The sequence below is a fragment of the Aminithiophilus ramosus genome (assembly GCF_018069705.1).
Lineage (GTDB): Bacteria > Synergistota > Synergistia > Synergistales > Aminithiophilaceae > Aminithiophilus > Aminithiophilus ramosus.
The window spans coordinates 1,979,425-1,998,115 of sequence record NZ_CP072943.1 but is presented as its reverse complement, the minus strand read 5'-3'; the positions used below and the strand labels follow the sequence as shown (position 1 = coordinate 1,998,115).

Genomic DNA, 18,691 nt, shown 5'->3' with positions numbered 1-18,691 from the left:
CCGTGACCTGTGATCGCAAGATCATCGCCAATACCTTGGACAACGAGGAAGTGCGCGTCGCCATCGTCGAGAGAGGCCGTCTCTACGATCTCTTCATCGAGCGGATGTGGGAGAGGCAGAGGGCGGGAGAGATCTACAAGGCCCGCGTCGACAGCGTCCTCCCCGGCATGAATTCGGCCTTTCTCAACCTCGGCGACGGACGCAACGCCTTCCTCTACCTCGACGACGCCAAAGGAAAGAAGCTCAAGCCCAACGACGAGGTCATCGTCCAGGTCATGAAGACGGCCCGAAAGGGGAAGGGAGCCCGCGTCACGACGCGCCTCTCCCTGCCCGGCCGCTACCTCGTCCTCGTGCCGGCAGGAAAGGAATCGGGCGTCTCCAAGCGCATCGAAAGCGAAGAGGAGCGTCATCGTCTCCGTCATCTGGCCCGGGAGATCCGTCCCGAAGGGTGCGGCGTCATCATCCGCACCGCCGCCGAGGGCATCGACGGCGAAGATCTGGCCCAGGACGTGGGGGAGTTGCTGGAGCTCTGGCGCGAAGTGGAACACAACGCCTCCGTCCAGCCCTCTCCCTGCCTCCTCTACCGGGATCTGGGCCTTCTCGGACGGGTCCTGCGCGACGAGCTGACGGAAGACGTCTCGGAGATCGTCGTCGACAGCGAAGAGGAACTGGAGAGGATCCGTCCCTTCGTGGAACGTTTCTGCCGCGGCCGCGTCCCCGAGATCGACCTTTACCGCGGCCATGTCCCCCTTTTCGATTTCTACGGCATCGAGAAGGAGCTCGAGACGATTCTCGACCGCAAACTCTGGCTCGAATCGGGCGCCTACCTCATCATCGATCAGACGGAGGCCCTCACCGTCATCGACGTCAATACGGGCAAGTTCGTCGGCAGGACCAACCTGCGCGACACGGTCCTCAGGACCAATCTGGAGGCGGCCGACGAGATCGCCCGTCAGCTCCGTCTCCGGGCCATCGGCGGCATCGTCGTCATCGACTTCATCGATATGGATCACGAAGAGGACCGGCAGCTCCTCATCGACCGCCTCAACGAGGCCTTCCACGGCGACCGCTACAAGGCCCGCGTCTTCAGCGTCACCCAGCTGGGACTCGTCGAGATCACCCGCAAGCGGGCCCGCCTCGATCTTCGTGCCGCCCTCACCAGGGGCTGTCCCTTCTGCGCCGGCACGGGATGGGTTCTCAAGGAGGAGACGGTGGCCGTCTCCGTCAAACGTTTCCTGCGCAAGGTCTCCCTGTCGAGCAAGTCGGAGGCCATCCTCATGGAGCTCTATCCCGACGTGGCACGCCACATCGCCTCGACCTACCTTCCTGCCTGGGAGGAGGAGCTGAACCGCCGGCTCTTCCTGCGGGAAATCGACGATTTCCCCTGGAGCAAGTACCGCCTCGACAGCCAGGGCTCGTTGGCCCAGATCGAGCGCCGGGTGGCGGCGCTGAAGGACAAGGAGGCCACCGTCGTTGTACATCGCACAGCTGAGCCTGAAGGACTTTAAAAGTTTCGGAGGCAGTCACGAGCTGCCTCTGGCCCCGGGACTGACGGCCATCGTCGGGCCCAACGGGAGCGGGAAGAGCAACCTTCTCGACGGTCTCCGGTGGGTCCTGGGGGAGGGGAGTGCGGGCCGTCTCCGGGTGACGCGCCAGCAGGACCTCGTCTTTCAGGGCTGCGCCGCCCTTCCTCCGGCGAAGGAGGCCGAAGTGGCCCTCCATCTCCGCGACGAGAGGCGCCGTGCCACGGTCCGGCGCCGTTACGACGCCGAGGGAGGGGGGACGATCTTCGTCGACGGCAACCGCTTCCGCCTTCAGGATCTGGAGGAGTGGAAGCGACTCTGGCACCTCGAGGGGGACCGCTTCGCCTTCATCGGCCAGGGGGAGGTGGCTGAAGTGATCCATCAGCGCCCTCTCCAGAGACGGCTTCACCTCGAGGGGCTCTTCGGCATCGACGTCTACCGGAAGAAACGAGACGAGGCGGCCGAGAGGATGGCCCGGGCCGAATCGGAAATGGCCCGCCTCATGACCCTCGTGGCGGAACTGGAAAACCGCCGCGGCCAGATCGCCCCCGAAGTGGAGCGGGCCCGCCAGGCCCGGGAGCTGCTCCTCTCCCTGGAGGAGGAACGCCGCCTCCTCTACTGGCTGCGCCGCGCCGAGGCCGAGGCCGAGGGGGCGAGAGCTCTCGGGGCCGAGGAGGAGGCTGCGGCCAGATCGGTTGCCCTGGCCCTCTGGACCTCCCGCTGGGAGGGGCTTCGCCGTCGTCTCGAGGAGCGTTCGGGCACCTTCGAGGGGCGTCGTCTCGAACAGGAACGTCGCCGCGAGCTGCTGACGCGGGAGATCGACGGCCTGACCCGCAAGGCCTTCTCCCTCTCGACGGCCTGTCTCGAACGGCGCCGTCGCCGTTCCGCCCTGGAGGAGGAACGGGCCCGGATCGGCCTGCGACGGGACGAGGTCGCCTCCGAGATCGAGAGCTCCCGCGCCTCGCTGGAAGAGGCCCTCGGCGCTCTCGAGGAACATCGCGTCGCCCTGGCCGAACTGGAGGGGCGCTGGGAGGCGTCGCGGCGCCTTCTCGACGATCGGCGCCGCGACAGGGAGTCCCTTCTGGCCCGCAAGGCCGAGCTGGAGACGACTCTGGAACGGGGCGGCCATCGCCGCCGCGCCCTCGATCGCGATCAGGCCGTCGTCCGCGCCTCTTTGCAGGAGAAGGACGCGGCCCTGGAGCGCCTCCGTTCGGGCCTCGAGGCTCTCGTCGTCGACAGGGACGAGGCGGCCCTCTCCCTTGCCCGGGCCGTCGACGGCCACGGCAGGAGCTACGCCCGCTGCCAGGAGCTGGGCGCCGCCATCCAGCAGCTCCGCCGCGACTGTTCCCGAGGCCGTCAGAGCCTCGACGAGCTCGCCGAACGCTCGGAAAACGAACACTACCCGAGGCCCGTGCGCCACGTCATGGCCGCCTCCAAGCTGGGACGCCTCGATGCCAAGCCCGTTCCCGTCCTGGAGGTCTTCTCCTGCCCCTCCCACCTGGCCTCGCCCCTCGAGACCTTCCTGGGAGGAAGGGCCTTCTGGCTCCTCGTCGAGACCTTCGAAGAGGCCCAGCGCTGCATCGACCAGCTCAAAAGCCGCCAGGAGGGGCGGGCCACCTTCCTGCCCCTCGAACGGTGCCGCCCGAGACGGCCCGTCTCCCTCCCCCCGACGTCGGGCGTCGTCGGCTGGGCCCGCGACCTCGTCACCGTCGATTCCCACTGGCAACCTGCCTGGGATCATCTCATGGGAGACCTCCTCATCGTCGAAGGCTACGGGATCGGCTCCGACCTCGTCCGCCGGGCCGTGAAGTGCCCCATCGTCACCCTCGACGGCGACGTCTTCCAGCCCGGAGGCTCCGTCAGCGGAGGAAAGTCGCGCCAGGGGCCGGGCGTCCTGGAGCTGCGTCGTCTCGCCGAAGAGGCCCGGCGGAAGCTCGAAAAGGAGACGGCCAGGCTGGCCTCCCTCGAGGCGGCCTACGGGGAGGAGGAAAAGAAGGAACTGACTTCGGCGGCCGAAAAGGAGGCCCATTCGGCCAGGGTCCGCGACCTCGAAAGCCAGATCGCCGACTTCTCCCGTCGTCTCGAGGGAGCCCGACGGGAGGCGGTTTCCCTCCGTCAGGATGAGGAACGCCTCGTCGACGAGGTGAAAAAACTCGAAACGGTCGCCTTCAGCGGTCGCGGCGAGCTCGAGGAGATCGATCGTCGCCTCGACGAATTCGGCGACCTTCCCCGAGAGGACCTCCTCGGCGCCGAAGTGGGTTCCGCCCGGTCCCGACTGGCCCTTCTCGAGGAGCGCCATCGTTCCCTGGAGGCGCTCAAGGCGCGTTCCGACCGGGAGGCGACCGAGTTGGCCGGCCGACTCGAACGGCTCGGCGACGAAAGCCGAAGCCACCATTCCGCCGATATGGCGGCCAAGGAGGAGCTGGGGCGCATCGGACGGGACTACCTCTCCCTCTGGCGGGAGCGTTCGGCTCTCGAAGCCTCGAGCGACGAGGAGAGCCACCGCCGCCGTCGCCTCGCCAACCGCATCAACAGGGCCCAGTACCGGGCCCGCGCGGCCCGCGAGGCCGAAAGGGCCCAGGGGGAACGGCTTCAGCAGCTTCGCCTGCGCCGCATGGATCTGGAGCGGGAGCTGGTCTCCCTCTGCGAACAGTGGGAGGAGGATGCCCCCTATCCCGGGGCGGCGGACCTCCCCGACGTGGACGTCGATGAGGTCCGTCGCCGCGTCCGCGACCTGGAACGTTCCCTGCGTCGCCTCGGAGATCCCGACATGGGGCTCCTCTCCGAAGATCAGTCCCTCCTGGGGCGCCTCGACTTTCTCGGTGCCCAGGTCCAGGACGTGCAGGGTGCCCTCGAGGAGCTGAAGGAACTCATCGAGGGCACCGACAGGGAGGCGGGGCGCCTCTTTTCCGAGGCCCTTCGAGGCATCGACGAGGGCTTCAACGCCCTCTTCCGCCGTCTTTTCGGCGGCGGCGAGGCCCATCTCGAAATGGCCGAAGGCCAGTCCACCTGGGACTCGGGCGTCGAGGTCATCGCCAGGCCGCCGGGCAAATCGCCTCAGAATCTGCGCCAGCTCTCGGGAGGGGAACAGTCCCTTTCGGCCATCGCCCTTCTCTTCGCCTCCATGGAGGTGGCCAAGGTCCCTCTGGCCGTTCTCGACGAAGTCGACGCCGCCCTCGACGAAGTCAACCTCCGCCGCTTTGCCGACCTGGCCCGGGAATATGCCCAGCGCCTCCAGCTTCTCGTCATGACTCACCGGCGGATCACCATGGAGCGGGCCGACGTCATGTTCGGCGTCACCCTCTCCGAGCCGGGCCTCTCTCAGGTCATCGGCGTCCGCCTCGAGGACTGGGACTGATGGAGACCACCGTCGACGCCGTCCTCTACGGCGCCCTCACCCTTCGCCAGCCTCTCCGCGGACCGAGGGTGGCCCTCGACTCGATCCTTCTGGCCGCCTGGGCCCGCCCGCCCAGGCGGGGGCGGGTCCTCGAGCTGGGGTCGGCCCATGGCGGCGTCACCCTTCTCGTGGCACTCAGAAACAGAGGCCTTGCCCACCTGGAGGGACTGGAAATTCAGGAACCCCTCTATCGACTGGCCCTGGAGAACGGCCGCGCCAACGGCCTCGACGTCCTCTTCCGACTCGGTGACCTGCGCGACCACCGGCGCCTCTACGGGCCTCAGTCCTTCGACCTCGTCGTCGCCAACCCGCCCTACGACGATCTGGCCCGGGGTCGTCTCTCGGCCGACGGAGCTTCGGCCGGGGCCCGTCAGGAGACGACATGCCGTCTTGCCGACGTCGTCGAGGCCGCCCGCTATCTCCTTCGCGACGGAGGACGGCTCTCTCTCGTCTTCCGGGCCGACCGGCTGGCCGAGCTCCTGGAGGGCCTCAGGACATCGCGTCTCGAACCCAAGCGCCTTCGGGCCGTCCACCACAGCCCGGACAGGGAGGCCTCCATCGTCCTCGTCGAGGCCGTCCGGTCCGGCTCTTTGGGGCTGCGCATGGAAAGGCCCCTCTTCGTCGTCGACGGCGAGGGGCGCACGCCGCCCGACCTCGCCTCGGCCTACGAGGTGGGGGAGGGCCCTTGCCTGTGAGAAGGCCCCCGCTCTCTCTTCGGAGCGGGGGCCTTCTTCTGTCCGTCCCTATGGGGAAAGGTATCGCCTCGAGAGGGGCCGAAACGTTCATGGCCGTCCGACTCGAGGGGAAAGGCCCTTCCGTTCAGAAGGCGATATCCATCCTTTCGCCTATCTTTCGGGCCAGCTGCTCGAACTCTCTTCTCGCGTCCCGGACGGCGCCGGCATGGCTGCCGATGGCGCCGTCGGCCGAGGTGAGATCGAAGATCGGTTTGCGCTGTTCCTGCCCCATGGGAACCAGGCTGCGGTAGTGTTTCACCGTGGCCAGGCAATAGGGGTCCGCCTGTTGCGAAAGAGGCGTCGTGCCCGATTGGCCCAGAACATGTTCGCGGTACGCCTGGGGAATACGCTGGACCCATTTGTCGTAGGCCCTCACCGGACGATCCATCCGTACGCCGTGTTGTTGGCATAAATAACCGATGGGTTCCATCCTTCCCTCCGGCAGCTCGAAGTTCGGGAATGCCTTTCTTTCCCGGCTGCCGTTCCAGTTGTCCAACCGTTTCTGCCAAAGATTTTTCCAGCTTCTGAGAGTGGGGCCCAGATTGCTCAGTCCCCGCAGCGAGAACAGGTCGGCGCCGAGGGGGATGGCGACGTAATCCGTCGCCAGCAGCACCGATCGGTTGATGGCGCCCAGATTGGGGCCGATGTCGATCAAGATGATGTCGGCCTGGACGCGATTCGCCGCCATCTGCATGACTTGCCAAAAGGAGCTCAGGATACGCATGGGGCGGTACAGGTTGGCGTCACCCATACTGTTGGGCCATTCGGCCGAAAGGGCGTCCTCATAGCCCGACAGAGAGACGTCGCCGGGCAGGAAATACAGATCGGTGGCGATGTTCTGCAAAGAGGGTTCCGTGATGTCGCCGACGCCGGTGAGAGGTTTGACGCACTGGTATACGGTGGCGTTCCCCTCCTGCCCGTCCCAGATCGCTTCGATGCGCTCCTCGGCGAGAAAGGCGGCGGTGAGGTTGGCCTGTGGATCGAGATCGATGGCGACGACGCGCTTGCGGAGACGGGCGAACATCCATGCGAGATGGTAGATGAGAGAGGTTTTGCCGACTCCGCCCTTGTTGTTGAAAAACGTCAGCGCCGGTGCCCTCATGGTCTGACCCTCAGGGTGCAGACAACGGCGCTCGTGGTGATCTCGAAAGAGAGAGGAGGGTTCCCGTTGGCCTTCATTTCGCGCTCGGCAGTGGCGATGCCGCGGCCGAAGGCCTGGACGAAGCCGAAAACCTTCATTGCGGCGGCGAGGTTGGGATTGCGGTAATCGGTGATTCCCGGTTTCCCGAAGTTCTCCGCCGTCACGTTGCCGTAAGGGCCGCCGGGGCTGTTGATCTCGATGCGGTCGTTGAACCAGTAGACGCGAACGGGGGCGTTGGTGCTCTCATAGGTGCGATGCAACACGGCGTTATACAGAATCTGCCGGATCGCGGCAAGAGGGTAGGCCTGTGTCCTCCGGTGCGTCGACGCCGACGTGATGTCGAAAGAGGTCCGGTTATGGGCGTTGATCTTCTCTTCCGCCCGGCGGAGCATCGGAACGAGTGAGCCGCCGAGGGTCTCTTCGTCGACGACGGCGTCGGCCAGCTCGACCCCGTCGATGCGCAGGAACTGGATGTAGGCGCCGCCGATGAAGTCCTGGGGACTTTTTCCCAAAGACAGGAGCCCCAGCACCGTCGGGGGCTCCGTCACGGAAGCGATCATCCGGCAGGAGGCGAGACGTTCCTCGTAACTGCGGCCGTTCTGGGCGAGCACATCTTCGGCGAAGGCCTGCGGCAGATACTCGTTTTCGAACGTGGAGCGGAAAAGGTCATCCAGCGAGGCCGATGGCACGGGACAGATGTCGAAGGGCACGTTTTTGTGCCGTCTTTTCTCGACAAGGATGCGTTCTTCCTGCTCATTGGCGATCGATCGTCGAGGTCCCGTTCGGATCCAGATCCGTCCGTCGTACCGGACCGGCGGCATGTCGGAAGGCATGACGGTAACGACGGCCATTTCCGAGCCGTTCAACAGACGCTTTTCGACGGAAAGCACCGGAAGGGGCAGAATGTTCCCGTCCGTTTTCATGTCGGCCAGAGCGCGCAACAGCGCGTCGGTGATCGGTTCGCCCGAAGGGGAACCGTCGTCGCGGGCCCCGATGAAAAGAAAGCCGGGCTCGCCGCGGTTCGGCAGGTCGTTGGCGAAGGCGCAGACGGCCTGCCTCGCCTTTACGGGAACCTCTCCTTTGAAAGATCCTTTGCGTTCCACAAAGGCCGATTCCATGTCCTTCAGCAGAGATTCGAGCTCGTCTTCCGAGAACGTTCTCACCTGCAGCCCCCCTCGTACGCATTTTACGGGACCGACTCGCTCACGGGGCCGGTCAGGCCTTCTCCCCGGCGGGTGGGCCCGGCCCTTCGGGAGGCTCATGACGCCTCGATGGCCCTGGTTGCGGGCCGGGGGCCCGCCTGATCCGGCCTGTGGCTGTCGGTCCGAAGGACAGCCGGAAGGGTCCCGACGGGAGTTCCCATCACGGGCTCTTCAGGATAAACGCCGTTGGCTCGACCGATTCGAGGTCCCCTTGCGAGTGCGAGGCGACGGCCTCCGCCTTACGGGCACCTCGGGGCCGCGTGTTTCCTCGGAGATTTTGCCCCTGGATCGGGAGAAGAGGCTTTTGTTTCCATTCTACCCCCTGGCCTTCCTCTTCCTCAACGCCCAGGCCCTTTATTTTTGATCTATCTTGATCTATACTTCCTCATCGGGACGTCGTCGGACGGGCCGAGTTTCTCCGTCTTTGTCCGGGGCGCCTCGCGGCGCCGGTCCCCTCGGGGGTTCCCTTCCCCGGACTTTTTCGAAAACGACAGAAGGAGGTATCCTTGAACATGACGGCGAGAGAGACCTTTTCCTTTCAGACGGAGGGCAAACAGCTTCTCGATCTGATGATCCACTCCGTCTACTCCAACAGGGAGATCTTCCTCCGGGAGCTGATCTCCAACGCCTCCGACGCGCTGGACAAGCTGCGCGTCGCCGCCCTCACCGACGAAAAGCTGAGCCCCCTTTTCGCCGATGCCCATATCCGCATCGCCCTCGACGGGACGAGGCGCCTCCTGTCCGTCGAGGACAACGGCATCGGCATGAATCGCGACGATCTCATCGCCTACCTGGGGACGATCGCCAAGTCGGGAACGAAGGAGTTCATCCAATCTCTGGCCGAGAGGCGCGAGGCCCTGACGGCCGAGCTGATCGGCCAGTTCGGCGTGGGATTCTATTCCTCCTTCATGGTGGCCGACTCCGTCGAGGTCCTGACGCGCAAGGCCGGTGACGAGGCCGCCTGGCTCTGGACCTCGTCGGGCGACGGCACCTACTCCCTGGAGGAAGCGAGCCGCGAGGGCTGTGGCACGACGGTGACTCTCCACCTCAAATCTCCCGAAAAGGACGAGGAGGGGCCGGCGGGGCCCGATTTCACCGACCGGTGGACGATCGGCTCCATCGTCCGCAAGTATTCCGACTTCGTCGCCTATCCCATCAGGATGGAGACGGAGACCTTCGACGACGAGGGCAAGGTCTCGGGCACCGAAGACAAGGTGCTCAACTCCATGAAGGCCATCTGGGCCCGGCCCGAGTCGGAAGTCTCCGACGAGGAGTACAGGGAGTTCTACGCCCATGTGAGCCGCGACGGCACCGATCCCCTTCGGCGCATCGTCTACAGCGCCGAGGGCGTCACGAGCTTCCGGGCCCTTCTCTACCTGCCCGCCAAGGCCCCCCTGGATCTCTTCCTCCGCGAGGGGGAGAGGGGCATCCATCTCTACGTCAAGCGCGTCTTCATCATGCAGGACTGCAAGGAGCTCATCCCCGAGTACCTCCGCTTCCTGCGCGGCGTCGTCGATTCCGAGGACCTGCCCCTCAACCTCTCCCGCGAGATCCTCCAGCAGGATCGGCAGATCGCCGTCATCCGGCGGAGCCTGACCCGCAAGGTCCTCGACGAGCTCAAGCGCTTCCGCGACGGCGACAGGGAGGGCTACCTCTCCTTCTGGAAGGAATTCGGCAAGGTCCTCAAGGAGGGCATCTTCGCCGACGAGAGGAACAGGGAGAGCCTTCTCTCTCTGGCCCTCTTCTGCACCACCGAGAGGGAGTGGATCACTCTCGACGAGTACCTGGCGTCGATGAAGCCGGAACAGAAGGCCCTCTACCACCTCTCGGGCGGAGCCCTCGAGGGGCTGCGCCGCTCGCCTCACATCGAGGCCTTCCGCGAGCGCGGCTACGAGGTCCTTCTCCTCGACGATCCCGTCGACGACTTCTGGATCGACGTCGTCGACGGCTACGGGGAGAAGCCCTTCAAGTCGGTGGCCAAAGGAACGGCCGATCTGGAGGAAAAGCCCGAGGAAAAGGCCGAGGCCGAAGAAAGGGAGAAGGCCTTCGCCCCCCTTCTGGAGGCCCTTTCGAAAAGTCTCGGCGAAGAGGTCGCGTCGGTGCGCCTCTCGAAGCGTCTCAGGGCCTCCCTGGCCTGTCTCGTCGGCGAGACCCACTCCATGACGCCTCAGATGGAACAGCTCTTCCGGAGCATGGGCCAGCCCGTGCCCAAGCTGAAGCGCGTCCTCGAAGTCAACGGAGCCCATCCCGTCCTCGAGCGGCTTCGTAACCGCTTCGAGAAAGACGGCTCTCTTGGCGACTATCCCGAGCTCCTCCTCGGCCAGGCGATCCTGGCCGAGGGAGGAAAACTGGCCGATCCGGCCCGCTTCTCCCGCCTCGTCGCCGACCTGCTGGTCCGCGACCTGGACGATCGCCGCTGAGGTCCTCCGGCTGCCTCTCCAGGGGCGCCGGTCCGTCTGAAAGGGCCCGGCACCGGATTCGGCCTTCGATCGAATCCGTTTTCAACAGGTGGCGCGAAGGGAAAGCGGTTCCGAAAGGTTCCTGACGTCAGCCTGAGCCGGCCGGAGAGCCTTCGACAGGGGATTTCCCCTGGATGGGGCGGAGGGGGACGGGACCATCCCCTTCCGCCTTTTCCGTCTCTCCTCTTCCCGCCTTCGGGCGCCGACGGCAAAGAATTTCTCGTTTCGGAGAGAGTCCGCAAAAAGGCCCCCGTCCCTCATCGGAGAAGGAGGTGTGCCCCCGTGATCGAAAAGATTCCCGATTTCAGCCGAGGCTTTCCTCGGAAAGGAGGCGGGTCATGGCTCTGATCCTCGTCCCCACGCCCGTGGGAAACAGGGAGGACATAACGGCCCGGGCCCTGGCGGTCCTGGCCTCGGCCGACGTCGTTGCCTGCGAGGACACGCGCCACACGGGGCTGCTCCTCCACCACTACGGCATCAAGGCCCGCCTCGTCTCCTACCACGCCCACAACGAGCGGGCCCGGACGGAGGAGATCCTTCGCCACCTGGCCGAGGGCAGGACGGTGGCCCTCGTCTCCGACGCCGGCACGCCGGCCATCTCCGATCCGGGGCAGATCGTCGTCGAAGAGGCTCTGGCCGCCGGCTTCGACGTCGACGTCCTTCCGGGACCGACGGCCTTCGTCCCGGCCCTCGTCCTCTCGGGCCTTCCCGTCCATCCCTTCACCTTCTGGGGCTTTCTCCCCTCCAAGGCCTCCGATCGCCGCCGCGTCCTGGCCGACCTGGCCCATCAGAGCTGGACCCTTCTTTTCTACGTCTCGCCTCATCGCCTCGCCGCCGATCTGGCCGACCTCGTCGATCTCTTCGGCGACCGTCGGGCCGCCCTCGTGAGGGAGATCAGCAAAATCCACCAGGAGACCCTTCGCGGAAGTCTTCAGACCCTTCTCGACGAGAGTCGGACCAGAGAGATCAAAGGAGAGATGGTCCTCGTCGTCGCGGGCCGGGAGGCCCCCTCCGTCGACGACGGACGATGGGAGGCCGAGGGGCGGGCCCTTCTCGCCGAGGGGAGAAGCCTTCGCGATGTTGTCAATCTCATCGCCGAGGGTTATGGTATTCCGAAAAACAGGATCAAGTCGGCGCTCCTGCAACGGCGCCGCGAGGAGGTTGGAGAGTAAATGCCCTCAGAAAGAGCGTTCTACATCACCACGCCCATCTACTACGTCAACGACGTTCCCCACATCGGTCACGCCTACACGACCATCGCCGCCGATACGCTGGCCCTCTATCACCGCATGGCCGGCGACAGGGTCCTTTTCTGCACCGGCACCGACGAGCACGGCCAGAAGATCCAGACGACGGCCGAGGCCAAGGGCATGACCTCGCAGGAACTGGCCGACAGGACGGTGGAAAACTTCCGCCGCCTCTGGGAGGTCCTCCACATCACGCACGACGATTTCATCCGCACCACCGAGCCCCGCCACGAGCGTGTCGTCCAGGCCATCTTCAACAGGCTCCTCGAAAAGGGCGACATCTACAAGGGGACCTACGAGGGGCTCTACTGCGTTCCCTGCGAGACCTACGTCCCCGAGAGCCAGATGGGCGAGGGACGGACCTGTCCCGACTGCAAACGTCCCCTCAAGCCCATGACGGAGGAGAGCTACTTCTTCCGCATCTCCCGTTACCAGGAGGCCCTCCTTCGCTTCTACGAGGAGAACCCCGAGGCCATCCAGCCCAAAAGCCGCTACAACGAAGTGGTCAGCTTCATCCGCAGCGGTCTCAACGACCAGTCCGTGTCGCGGACGACGCTCAAATGGGGCATCCCCGTTCCCGGCGACGAGGGCCACGTCGTCTACGTCTGGTTCGACGCCCTCATCAACTACCTGACCGTCTGCGGCTATCCCGACGACGAGACGCGGATGGCCGAATTCTGGCCCTCCGTCCATCACCTCGTCGGCAAGGACATCATCCGTTTCCACTGCGTCGTCTGGCCCGCCATGCTGCTGGCCCTGGGGCTGAACCCGCCGAAGAAGGTCTTCGCCCACGGCTGGTGGACCGTCGAGGGGGAGAAGATGTCCAAGTCGAAGGGGAACGTCGTCGATCCCTTCGAGATGGTCGATCTCTACGGCGTCGACGCCTTCCGCTACGTCCTCCTCCGCGAGGTGGCCTTCGGCAACGACGGCGACTTCTCCGAACTGGCCCTCGTTCAGAGGATCAACTCCGACTTGGCCAACGATCTGGGCAACCTCCTCAACAGGACCCTTCAGATGGTCGAACGTTTCCAGGGCGGCAAGGTCCTTTCGGCTCCCGCCACCGACGATCTCGACAGGGATCTGCTCCGGGCCGTGGAGACCACCTTCGAGGCCTACCGCGAAGCCATGGAGCGTTTCGCCTTCGACGAGGCCCTCAAGGCCCTCTGGACCCTCATCGGCAGAGGAAACAAATACATCGACACGACCATGCCCTGGAAGCTCGGCAAGGAGGGCCAGACGGAACGTCTCGCCGCCGTCCTCTCCACCCTCTGCGCCGTCCTGCGTCTGGCGGCCCTCTGCGTGGCTCCCGTCATGCCCGAAGTGGCCCGGACCGTCTGGCGCCAGCTCGGTCTCGAAGGAAGCCCCGAAGAGGCGGGATTTGCCGCCGCCGGTCGCCCCTTCCCCGAGGGTGTCACCGTCGCCAAGGGCGATGTCCTCGTTCCCCGCATCGACATCGAGGCCTGGAAGGAGGCCAAGGCGGCCCGGGAGGTGGCCAGAAACCTCGATCCCGATCCGGGCGAGCACGAAGAGGAGATCGTCATCGACGATTTCCGCAAGGTCGAACTGCGCGTGGCCCGCATCGTCGCCGCCGAGGCCGTCCCCAAGGCCGACAAACTCTTCAAGATCGACGTCGATCTGGGATACGAGAGGCGGACCATCGTCTCGGGCATCCGCGAGTACTACAAGGCCGAAGATCTGGTCGGCAAGACGATCATCGTCGTCTGCAACCTCAAGCCCGTAAAGCTCAGGGGCGTCGAGAGCCGGGGCATGCTGCTGGCCGCCGAGAGCTGCCGCGACGACGGTCTGGCCCTCCTCACCGTCGACGGCGCCATGGCCCTGGGCAGCCGCATCCACTGAGGCTTCTCCTTGCGGCTTATCGATTCTCACTGCCATCTCAACGACGAGGCCTTTGACGGCGATCGTGCCCAGGTCCTGGCGCGGGCGAAGGAGGCGGGCCTGACCCGCCTCCTCGTCGTCGGCTCCGACGAGGCGACGAGCCTGGGGGCCCTCGACCTGGCCCGTCGTCACGCCGATGACGGTCTCTACTGTGCCGTCGGCGTTCACCCCCACGAGAGCCGCCTCATGGGAGAGTCCATCCCCGCCTCCCTTCAGGAGGCCCTCTCCGATCCCCGCGTCGTCGCCGTGGGGGAGACGGGGCTGGACTATTACTACGACCACTCGGAACGATCCGTTCAGCGCGACGTCTTCGCCCGTCAGATCGCCTGGGCCATCTCGGCCTCCCTTCCCCTCGTCGTCCACGTCCGCGACGCCTTCGACGACGCCTTCGCCATCCTCGAGGCCGAGGGGGCTCGTCGCTGCGGCGGCGTCCTCCACTGCTTTTCCGGCGGTCCCGACGAGGCCGAGCGGGCCCTGGAGCTGGGTTTCTATCTTTCCTTCGCCGGACCTCTGACATACAAAAAAAACGACGTTCTCAGGGCCGTCGCCGCCGCAGTGCCTCTCGACCGGATTCTCGTCGAGACCGATTCTCCCTATCTGGCGCCTCATCCCCTGCGGGGGAAACGGAACGAGCCGGCCCACGTCGTCCTGACTTTCAAGGTCCTGGCCGGCCTGCGGGGCCTCGATGAAGAGGAACTGGCCTCCCTGATCGGGGAGAACGGCCGCCGCCTCTTCGGCTGGTGACGGTCGCACCTGGGCCGCAAGGAGGAATCATGTTCGACTATCGTCTCGTCGCCGTCTGCCCCCATACGGGGGCCCGGGCCGGCGAACTCGTCACTCCTCACGGCGTCATCGAGACGCCCGTCTTCATGCCCGTCGGCACCCAGGCCACCGTCAAGGCCATGACGCCGGAAGAACTGGTCGAGCTGGGCGCCCAGATCATCCTCTCCAACACCTATCACCTCTACCTTCGTCCCGGCGCCGATCTCGTCGCCGAGGCGGGAGGCCTCCATCGTTTCATGCGCTGGCAGGGGCCGATCCTGACCGACAGCGGCGGTTTTCAGGTCTTCTCCCTCTCCGCCTTGCGCCAGATCAGCGACGAGGGCGTGACCTTTCGGTCCCATCGTGACGGATCGAGCCATTTCATGACGCCCGAACTCTCCGTGGCCGTCCAGGAGAAGCTGGGCGGCGACATCGCCATGTGCTTCGACGAGTGCGTCCCCTGGCCCACGACGGCCGAAGAGGCCGACAGGGCCGTCTCGCGCACCACGGCCTGGGCCCGGCGCTGCCTGGAGGCCCACGGAAGGGAGGACCAGGCCCTCTTCGCCATCGTCCAGGGGTCCGTCTTCGAACCCCTTCGTCTCCGGTCGGCCTCGGAACTCATCGAACTCGACTTTCCCGGCTACGCCATCGGCGGCCTTTCCGTGGGAGAAAGCCATGACGCCATGTACCGCATCCTCGACGTCCTCAACCCCGTCCTCCCTCGTCACAAGCCCCGCTACCTCATGGGCGTCGGCTTTCCCACCAACCTCGTCGAAGGCATAGCCCGCGGCGTCGACATGTTCGACTGCGTCCTCCCCTCCAGAAACGGCCGCAACGGAACCCTCTTCACCTCCTCGGGGAGGATGAACATCAAAGGCTCCCGCTTCGAGCGCGATTTCGGCCCCCTCGACGAGGCCTGCGACTGCTACGTCTGCCGCAACTACAGCCGGGCCTATGTCCGCCATCTCCACCGGAGCGGCGAGATCCTCGGCGCCCGGCTCTGCACCTGGCACAACCTCCACTTCCTCGTCCACCTCGTCAGAAAGGCCCGGAAGGCCATCATCGACGGCTCTTTCCCGGACTTCCGACGTCGCTTCCTGGAACACTTCATGGAGGGGGCCTACCTGACGTGAGGTGCCGCGTCGACCGATGGAACCCAGACAGAAAGATCATCGCCGAGGCGGCCTTGGCTCTCCGCCGGGGACGTCTCGTCGCCTTCCCGACGGAGACCGTCTACGGCCTGGGGGCCGACGGTCTCGACGCCGACGCCGTCCGGGCCATCTACCGCGCCAAGGGGCGTCCCTCCGACAACCCCCTCATCCTTCACCTGGCCGCTCCGGGCGAGGCGGGAGGGGTGGCCCTCGTCGACGAAAGGGCTCGCCGGCTCATGGAGCTCTTCTGGCCCGGTCCCCTCACCCTCGTTCTGCCCGCCCGGTGCGACGTCGTGCCTTCCGTCACCCGAGGCGGTCTCGACACCGTCGCCCTCCGCATGCCCTCCCATCCCGTGGCCCTGGCCCTCATCGAGGCCGCAGATCGTCCCGTGGCCGCTCCCAGCGCCAACAGGAGCGGTCGTCCCAGCCCCACGGAGGCCCAGGCCGTCGACGAGGACCTGGGGGAGTCTCTCGCTTTCCTTCTCGACGGCGGTCCCACCGACATGGGCGTCGAGTCGACCGTCGTCGATGCCACGGGCCCCTCTCTCCTTCTCCTTCGCCCCGGAGCCCTGGCCCTGGAGAAAATCGAAGAGGCCGCCGGCCTCGTCGAGCGTCCCCGGGCGGGGGAGGGGAGGCGGTCGCCGGGGACGCGCTACCGTCACTATGCCCCGGATCTGCCCCTTCTGCTCTGGGGCGAGGCCGGTCTCCCCGAGATCGACGGTTCCGTCGGCTACATGGGCCTCGACGAGGCCCCCTTCCCCGTCGCCCGGTCCGTCCGTTTCCGTTCCGTCGAGGACTACGCCCGCGGCCTTTTCTCGGCCCTGCGCCACCTGGAGCGCTCCGGCGTCGACGTCCTCGTCGCCCAGTGGCCTCCGTCGCAGGGGCTGGGACTGGCCGTCAGAGACCGGCTCCTTCGGGCCTCGGGGCGGGAATAGACCGCCAAGGAAGGGGCCTCGCCGCGGCAAGGGGCGAAAGCCCAAGGGCGGGAGTTCCGCCGAAGAGGCAAGGGTACGCCCGGACGAAAGGGTGGGCCTGACGGACATCGCTCGAAGGGCGTCACGTTTCGGCAGATCGGGGAAGCTCGTGCGATGTCGAAGCCGGAACTTTCAAGGTGGTTGCCGGAAAAGCCGATAAAGGATCGGGAGGTGATCGCCATGATGGGACTTGTCAGCGACGTCACCCAGATGCAGTCGGCGGCCATCGGGACGCAGATCCAGACGGCCGTCACGAACAAGGTGCTTGACTCGACGACGGCGCTGCAGCAGGACATGATTCAGCAGCTTTTCGCCGCGTCCGGCATCGGCGGCCAGATCGATTTCAAGGCCTAGAGGCTGACCGCCCCTCCGGCCCCGCCCGCAGGGCGGGGCTCTGTCGTCTTCTGCGGGGAGAATCCGCGCCCCTTCGGGGCGGCGCGGATTGGGGATTTCAGCTTTGCCCCTGTCAAGGGACACTAAAAATGTCATCTAAAAAGAGGGTCTGAGGGACAATGAAAGTGTCGCTTTCGAGGGGCTGAAATCGCCCCCGTCAACAGCCCGCCTTGGCTTTCCTCCGCGGCGGAGGTCCTTCTAGGGAGGGGAACCCGTCCCTTGCTCGGAGCCGACCGCCGCGGCAGGAGGAGCGGGATTCTGTCGCCAGGGATGGTCTGCCGCCGGCTTCCTCTGCTTCTTCGTTTTGCATGGAGTGCCTGTCTTCGTCTCGATGACAGGCGGGGGAGTCGCAGGGGGCTCTTTGTCGACGGCTGCGAGATCGTAGAGCCCGTCATGGACAAGAGCCAGGAGTTTCCCGTCGAGCTTCTCGATGACCTTGACCGCCTGTCCTCTGGCAAGAAGCAGGGGGCGTCTGCGGGGGCCTATCAGGGCGTACTGTTTTCCGTCGAGGGAAATCGTCGAGTCTCCCGAGGCCTTCCGGTCGGTCTGGCGAGTCAGGAGGAGATCGAGAGCGGGTCCGTCCGGCGGAGGGAGAAAGGCAGATGCCCCCTCTGCGGGAGGACGAGCGAACCTCGGGTTATGGACCTCTCCCGGGTAGGCGGCGAGCAGGACGTTGGCCTCTTCGATCGTTTTCACTCCGGCCCGTCGGAAGGCGACGACGAGACGATCCTGAAGAGTTCCCCAGAGCCTTTCGATCCGCCCCTTCGCCTGGGGAGACCCTGCAGGGACATAGCGAGTTCCGAGAGCCTCCAGAGCGCGGCCGAACTGGGTTACAGGCGCCGAGTCCTCCAGCTCCTCCTTGATCGTCAGTTTTTCCGACTTGGGAGAAAGGAAGATGGTGTGGCGGTCGGCGTAAAGCTCGCGAGGCACGCCGTGGCGATCAAGCATCTGACGGAGCACGCGGAAGTAGCCGAAGAGGCACTCATTCCTGGCCATCCACAGACCGAGGACCTCTCCTGTGGCATCGTCAATCACGCCGTGGAGAGTGCAACGCTCACCGATCTCGAACCAATCGAAAGGAGAGGCGTCCATCTGGACCAGATCGCCTCGTCGGGACCGTCGGACCCTGCGGGAACGCCGCTTCGGGGCCCGGTGGCGATGAACGAGGGACAGGTTCTCCGCGCGAAGGAAACGGGCGATGCTCTTGGCGCTCAGCACGAGATCATGCTCTTCGGCAAGGAGTTCGGCCATGTGCTGACAGCTCGTATCCCTGTAAAGACCCTTGGCCAGACTGACGACGAAATCCCGTGTCTCCTGAGAGATTCTGCGCCGGGACGGTTTGCCTCGTCCCTTGTGCAGGAGCCCCTGCGCTCCTTCTTCCCGGTAGCGTCGTTTGAGCCGAAAGACCTGACGGCGGCTCAGACCGAGCCGATCGGCCACCTCCTGAACCGTCAGGTTGCCCGCGACAGCCTCTTCCACCAACCCCAAGCGCCTTGCTTCTTTTGTCTTCATGAGTAGGTCTCTCCTGGTCGTCATAAGTGACATTTTCCCTGTCCTCTTCACGAGTGACAATACCATTGTCCGGCGACAGATTTCAGCTTTGCCCCTTGCCAAATGCTGCTGGCGTTGTTACAATCATCGCCGTCAAAGACAATGTCGGGGTGGCGGAATTGGTAGACGCGCTAGATTCAGGATCTAGTGGGCGTAAGCCTGTGGGGGTTCAAATCCCCCCCTCGACACCATAGAGAGACGCCCGCCTTCGATAAGAAGCGGTTTTTTTCTGGCCGTGCCATGCCTGTTGACTTGGCACGG

13 protein-coding genes and 1 tRNA gene are annotated in these 18,691 nt (G+C 65.4%); 11 read left to right on the top strand and 3 right to left on the bottom strand.

From position 1 onward, the window contains the following. Positions 1 to 2: 2 nt before the first annotated feature. The 3 genes from KAR29_RS09240 to KAR29_RS09230 are packed head-to-tail and all read left to right on the top strand — an operon-like array spanning position 3 to position 5,615. Positions 3 to 1,508, top strand: coding sequence for an Rne/Rng family ribonuclease (locus tag KAR29_RS09240; protein ID WP_274372714.1), 1,506 nt, complete (start codon positions 3 to 5; stop codon positions 1,506 to 1,508). Next, positions 1,474 to 4,881: a chromosome segregation protein SMC gene (gene smc / locus KAR29_RS09235; RefSeq protein ID WP_274372713.1), complete on the top strand. Its 3,408-nt coding sequence runs from the start codon at positions 1,474 to 1,476 to the stop codon at positions 4,879 to 4,881. Before KAR29_RS09240 ends, smc begins: the two co-directional genes overlap by 35 nt. Continuing rightward, entirely contained in the window at positions 4,881 to 5,615 is a 735-nt protein-coding gene (locus tag KAR29_RS09230; RefSeq protein WP_274372712.1) for a tRNA1(Val) (adenine(37)-N6)-methyltransferase, read from the top strand. Before smc ends, KAR29_RS09230 begins: the two co-directional genes overlap by 1 nt. 124 nt (positions 5,616 to 5,739) lie before the next feature. Here the strand turns inward: KAR29_RS09230 and KAR29_RS09225 are convergent, their stop codons facing one another. Together KAR29_RS09225 and KAR29_RS09220 are read right to left on the bottom strand one after the other, a co-directional pair. Then, positions 5,740 to 6,756 carry a ParA family protein gene (locus KAR29_RS09225; RefSeq protein WP_274372711.1) on the bottom strand — a complete coding sequence of 339 codons (1,017 nt, stop codon included), beginning with the start codon at positions 6,754 to 6,756 and terminating at the stop codon, positions 5,740 to 5,742. Next, entirely contained in the window at positions 6,753 to 7,958 is a 1,206-nt protein-coding gene (locus KAR29_RS09220) for an ATP-binding protein (RefSeq protein WP_274372710.1), read from the bottom strand. The genes KAR29_RS09225 and KAR29_RS09220 overlap by 4 nt, the downstream gene beginning before the upstream one ends. A gap of 551 nt (positions 7,959 to 8,509) precedes the next feature. Between KAR29_RS09220 and htpG the strand changes: the two genes are divergently transcribed. The 7 genes from htpG (at position 8,510) to KAR29_RS09185 (ending at position 16,840) form a co-directional block, all read left to right on the top strand. Further along, the gene (gene htpG, locus KAR29_RS09215; RefSeq protein WP_274372709.1) at positions 8,510 to 10,417 is read left to right on the top strand and encodes a molecular chaperone HtpG; all 1,908 of its coding nucleotides are present in this window, start codon (positions 8,510 to 8,512) and stop codon (positions 10,415 to 10,417) included. Between the two features lie 377 nt (positions 10,418 to 10,794). Beyond that, complete coding sequence (gene rsmI / locus KAR29_RS09210; RefSeq protein ID WP_274372708.1) at positions 10,795 to 11,628, top strand: 16S rRNA (cytidine(1402)-2'-O)-methyltransferase; 834 nt, start codon at positions 10,795 to 10,797, stop codon at positions 11,626 to 11,628. After that, positions 11,629 to 13,560 carry a methionine--tRNA ligase gene (gene metG / locus KAR29_RS09205; protein WP_274372707.1) on the top strand — a complete coding sequence of 644 codons (1,932 nt, stop codon included), beginning with the start codon at positions 11,629 to 11,631 and terminating at the stop codon, positions 13,558 to 13,560. Positions 13,561 to 13,569: 9 nt separating this feature from the next. Then, positions 13,570 to 14,343 (top strand): TatD family hydrolase, encoded by a 774-nt coding sequence (locus KAR29_RS09200; protein ID WP_274372706.1) that lies wholly within the window; start codon positions 13,570 to 13,572, stop codon positions 14,341 to 14,343. Positions 14,344 to 14,372: 29 nt separating this feature from the next. Next, positions 14,373 to 15,494, top strand: a complete 1,122-nt coding sequence (gene tgt, locus KAR29_RS09195; RefSeq protein WP_274372705.1) for a tRNA guanosine(34) transglycosylase Tgt — start codon at positions 14,373 to 14,375, stop codon at positions 15,492 to 15,494. Next, positions 15,491 to 16,447, top strand: a complete 957-nt coding sequence (locus KAR29_RS09190) for an L-threonylcarbamoyladenylate synthase (RefSeq protein ID WP_274372704.1) — start codon at positions 15,491 to 15,493, stop codon at positions 16,445 to 16,447. Before tgt ends, KAR29_RS09190 begins: the two co-directional genes overlap by 4 nt. A 219-nt stretch (positions 16,448 to 16,666) precedes the next feature. Beyond that, positions 16,667 to 16,840, top strand: coding sequence for a hypothetical protein (locus tag KAR29_RS09185; protein WP_274372703.1), 174 nt, complete (start codon positions 16,667 to 16,669; stop codon positions 16,838 to 16,840). Positions 16,841 to 17,077: 237 nt separating this feature from the next. Here the strand turns inward: KAR29_RS09185 and KAR29_RS09180 are convergent, their stop codons facing one another. Next, positions 17,078 to 18,391, bottom strand: a complete 1,314-nt coding sequence (locus KAR29_RS09180) for an ISNCY family transposase (RefSeq protein ID WP_274372702.1) — start codon at positions 18,389 to 18,391, stop codon at positions 17,078 to 17,080. A gap of 143 nt (positions 18,392 to 18,534) precedes the next feature. Here KAR29_RS09180 and KAR29_RS09175 point away from each other — a divergent pair. Next, a tRNA-Leu gene (locus KAR29_RS09175) sits at positions 18,535 to 18,621 on the top strand. The last annotated feature ends 70 nt before the right edge of the window (positions 18,622 to 18,691 follow it).

Bases quoted from the DNA above. Each gene is read 5' to 3' on its own strand.
- KAR29_RS09230 (WP_274372712.1), top strand. From the start codon at position 4,881: ATGGAGACCACCGTCGACGCCGTCCTCTACGGCGCCCTCACCCTTCGC.
- KAR29_RS09225 (WP_274372711.1), bottom strand. From the start codon at position 6,756: ATGAGGGCACCGGCGCTGACGTTTTTCAACAACAAGGGCGGAGTCGGC.
- htpG (WP_274372709.1), top strand. From the start codon at position 8,510: ATGACGGCGAGAGAGACCTTTTCCTTTCAGACGGAGGGCAAACAGCTT.
- rsmI (WP_274372708.1), top strand. From the start codon at position 10,795: ATGGCTCTGATCCTCGTCCCCACGCCCGTGGGAAACAGGGAGGACATA.
- metG (WP_274372707.1), top strand. From the start codon at position 11,629: ATGCCCTCAGAAAGAGCGTTCTACATCACCACGCCCATCTACTACGTC.
- tgt (WP_274372705.1), top strand. From the start codon at position 14,373: ATGTTCGACTATCGTCTCGTCGCCGTCTGCCCCCATACGGGGGCCCGG.
- KAR29_RS09185 (WP_274372703.1), top strand. From the start codon at position 16,667: ATGATGGGACTTGTCAGCGACGTCACCCAGATGCAGTCGGCGGCCATC.
- KAR29_RS09180 (WP_274372702.1), bottom strand. From the start codon at position 18,391: ATGAAGACAAAAGAAGCAAGGCGCTTGGGGTTGGTGGAAGAGGCTGTC.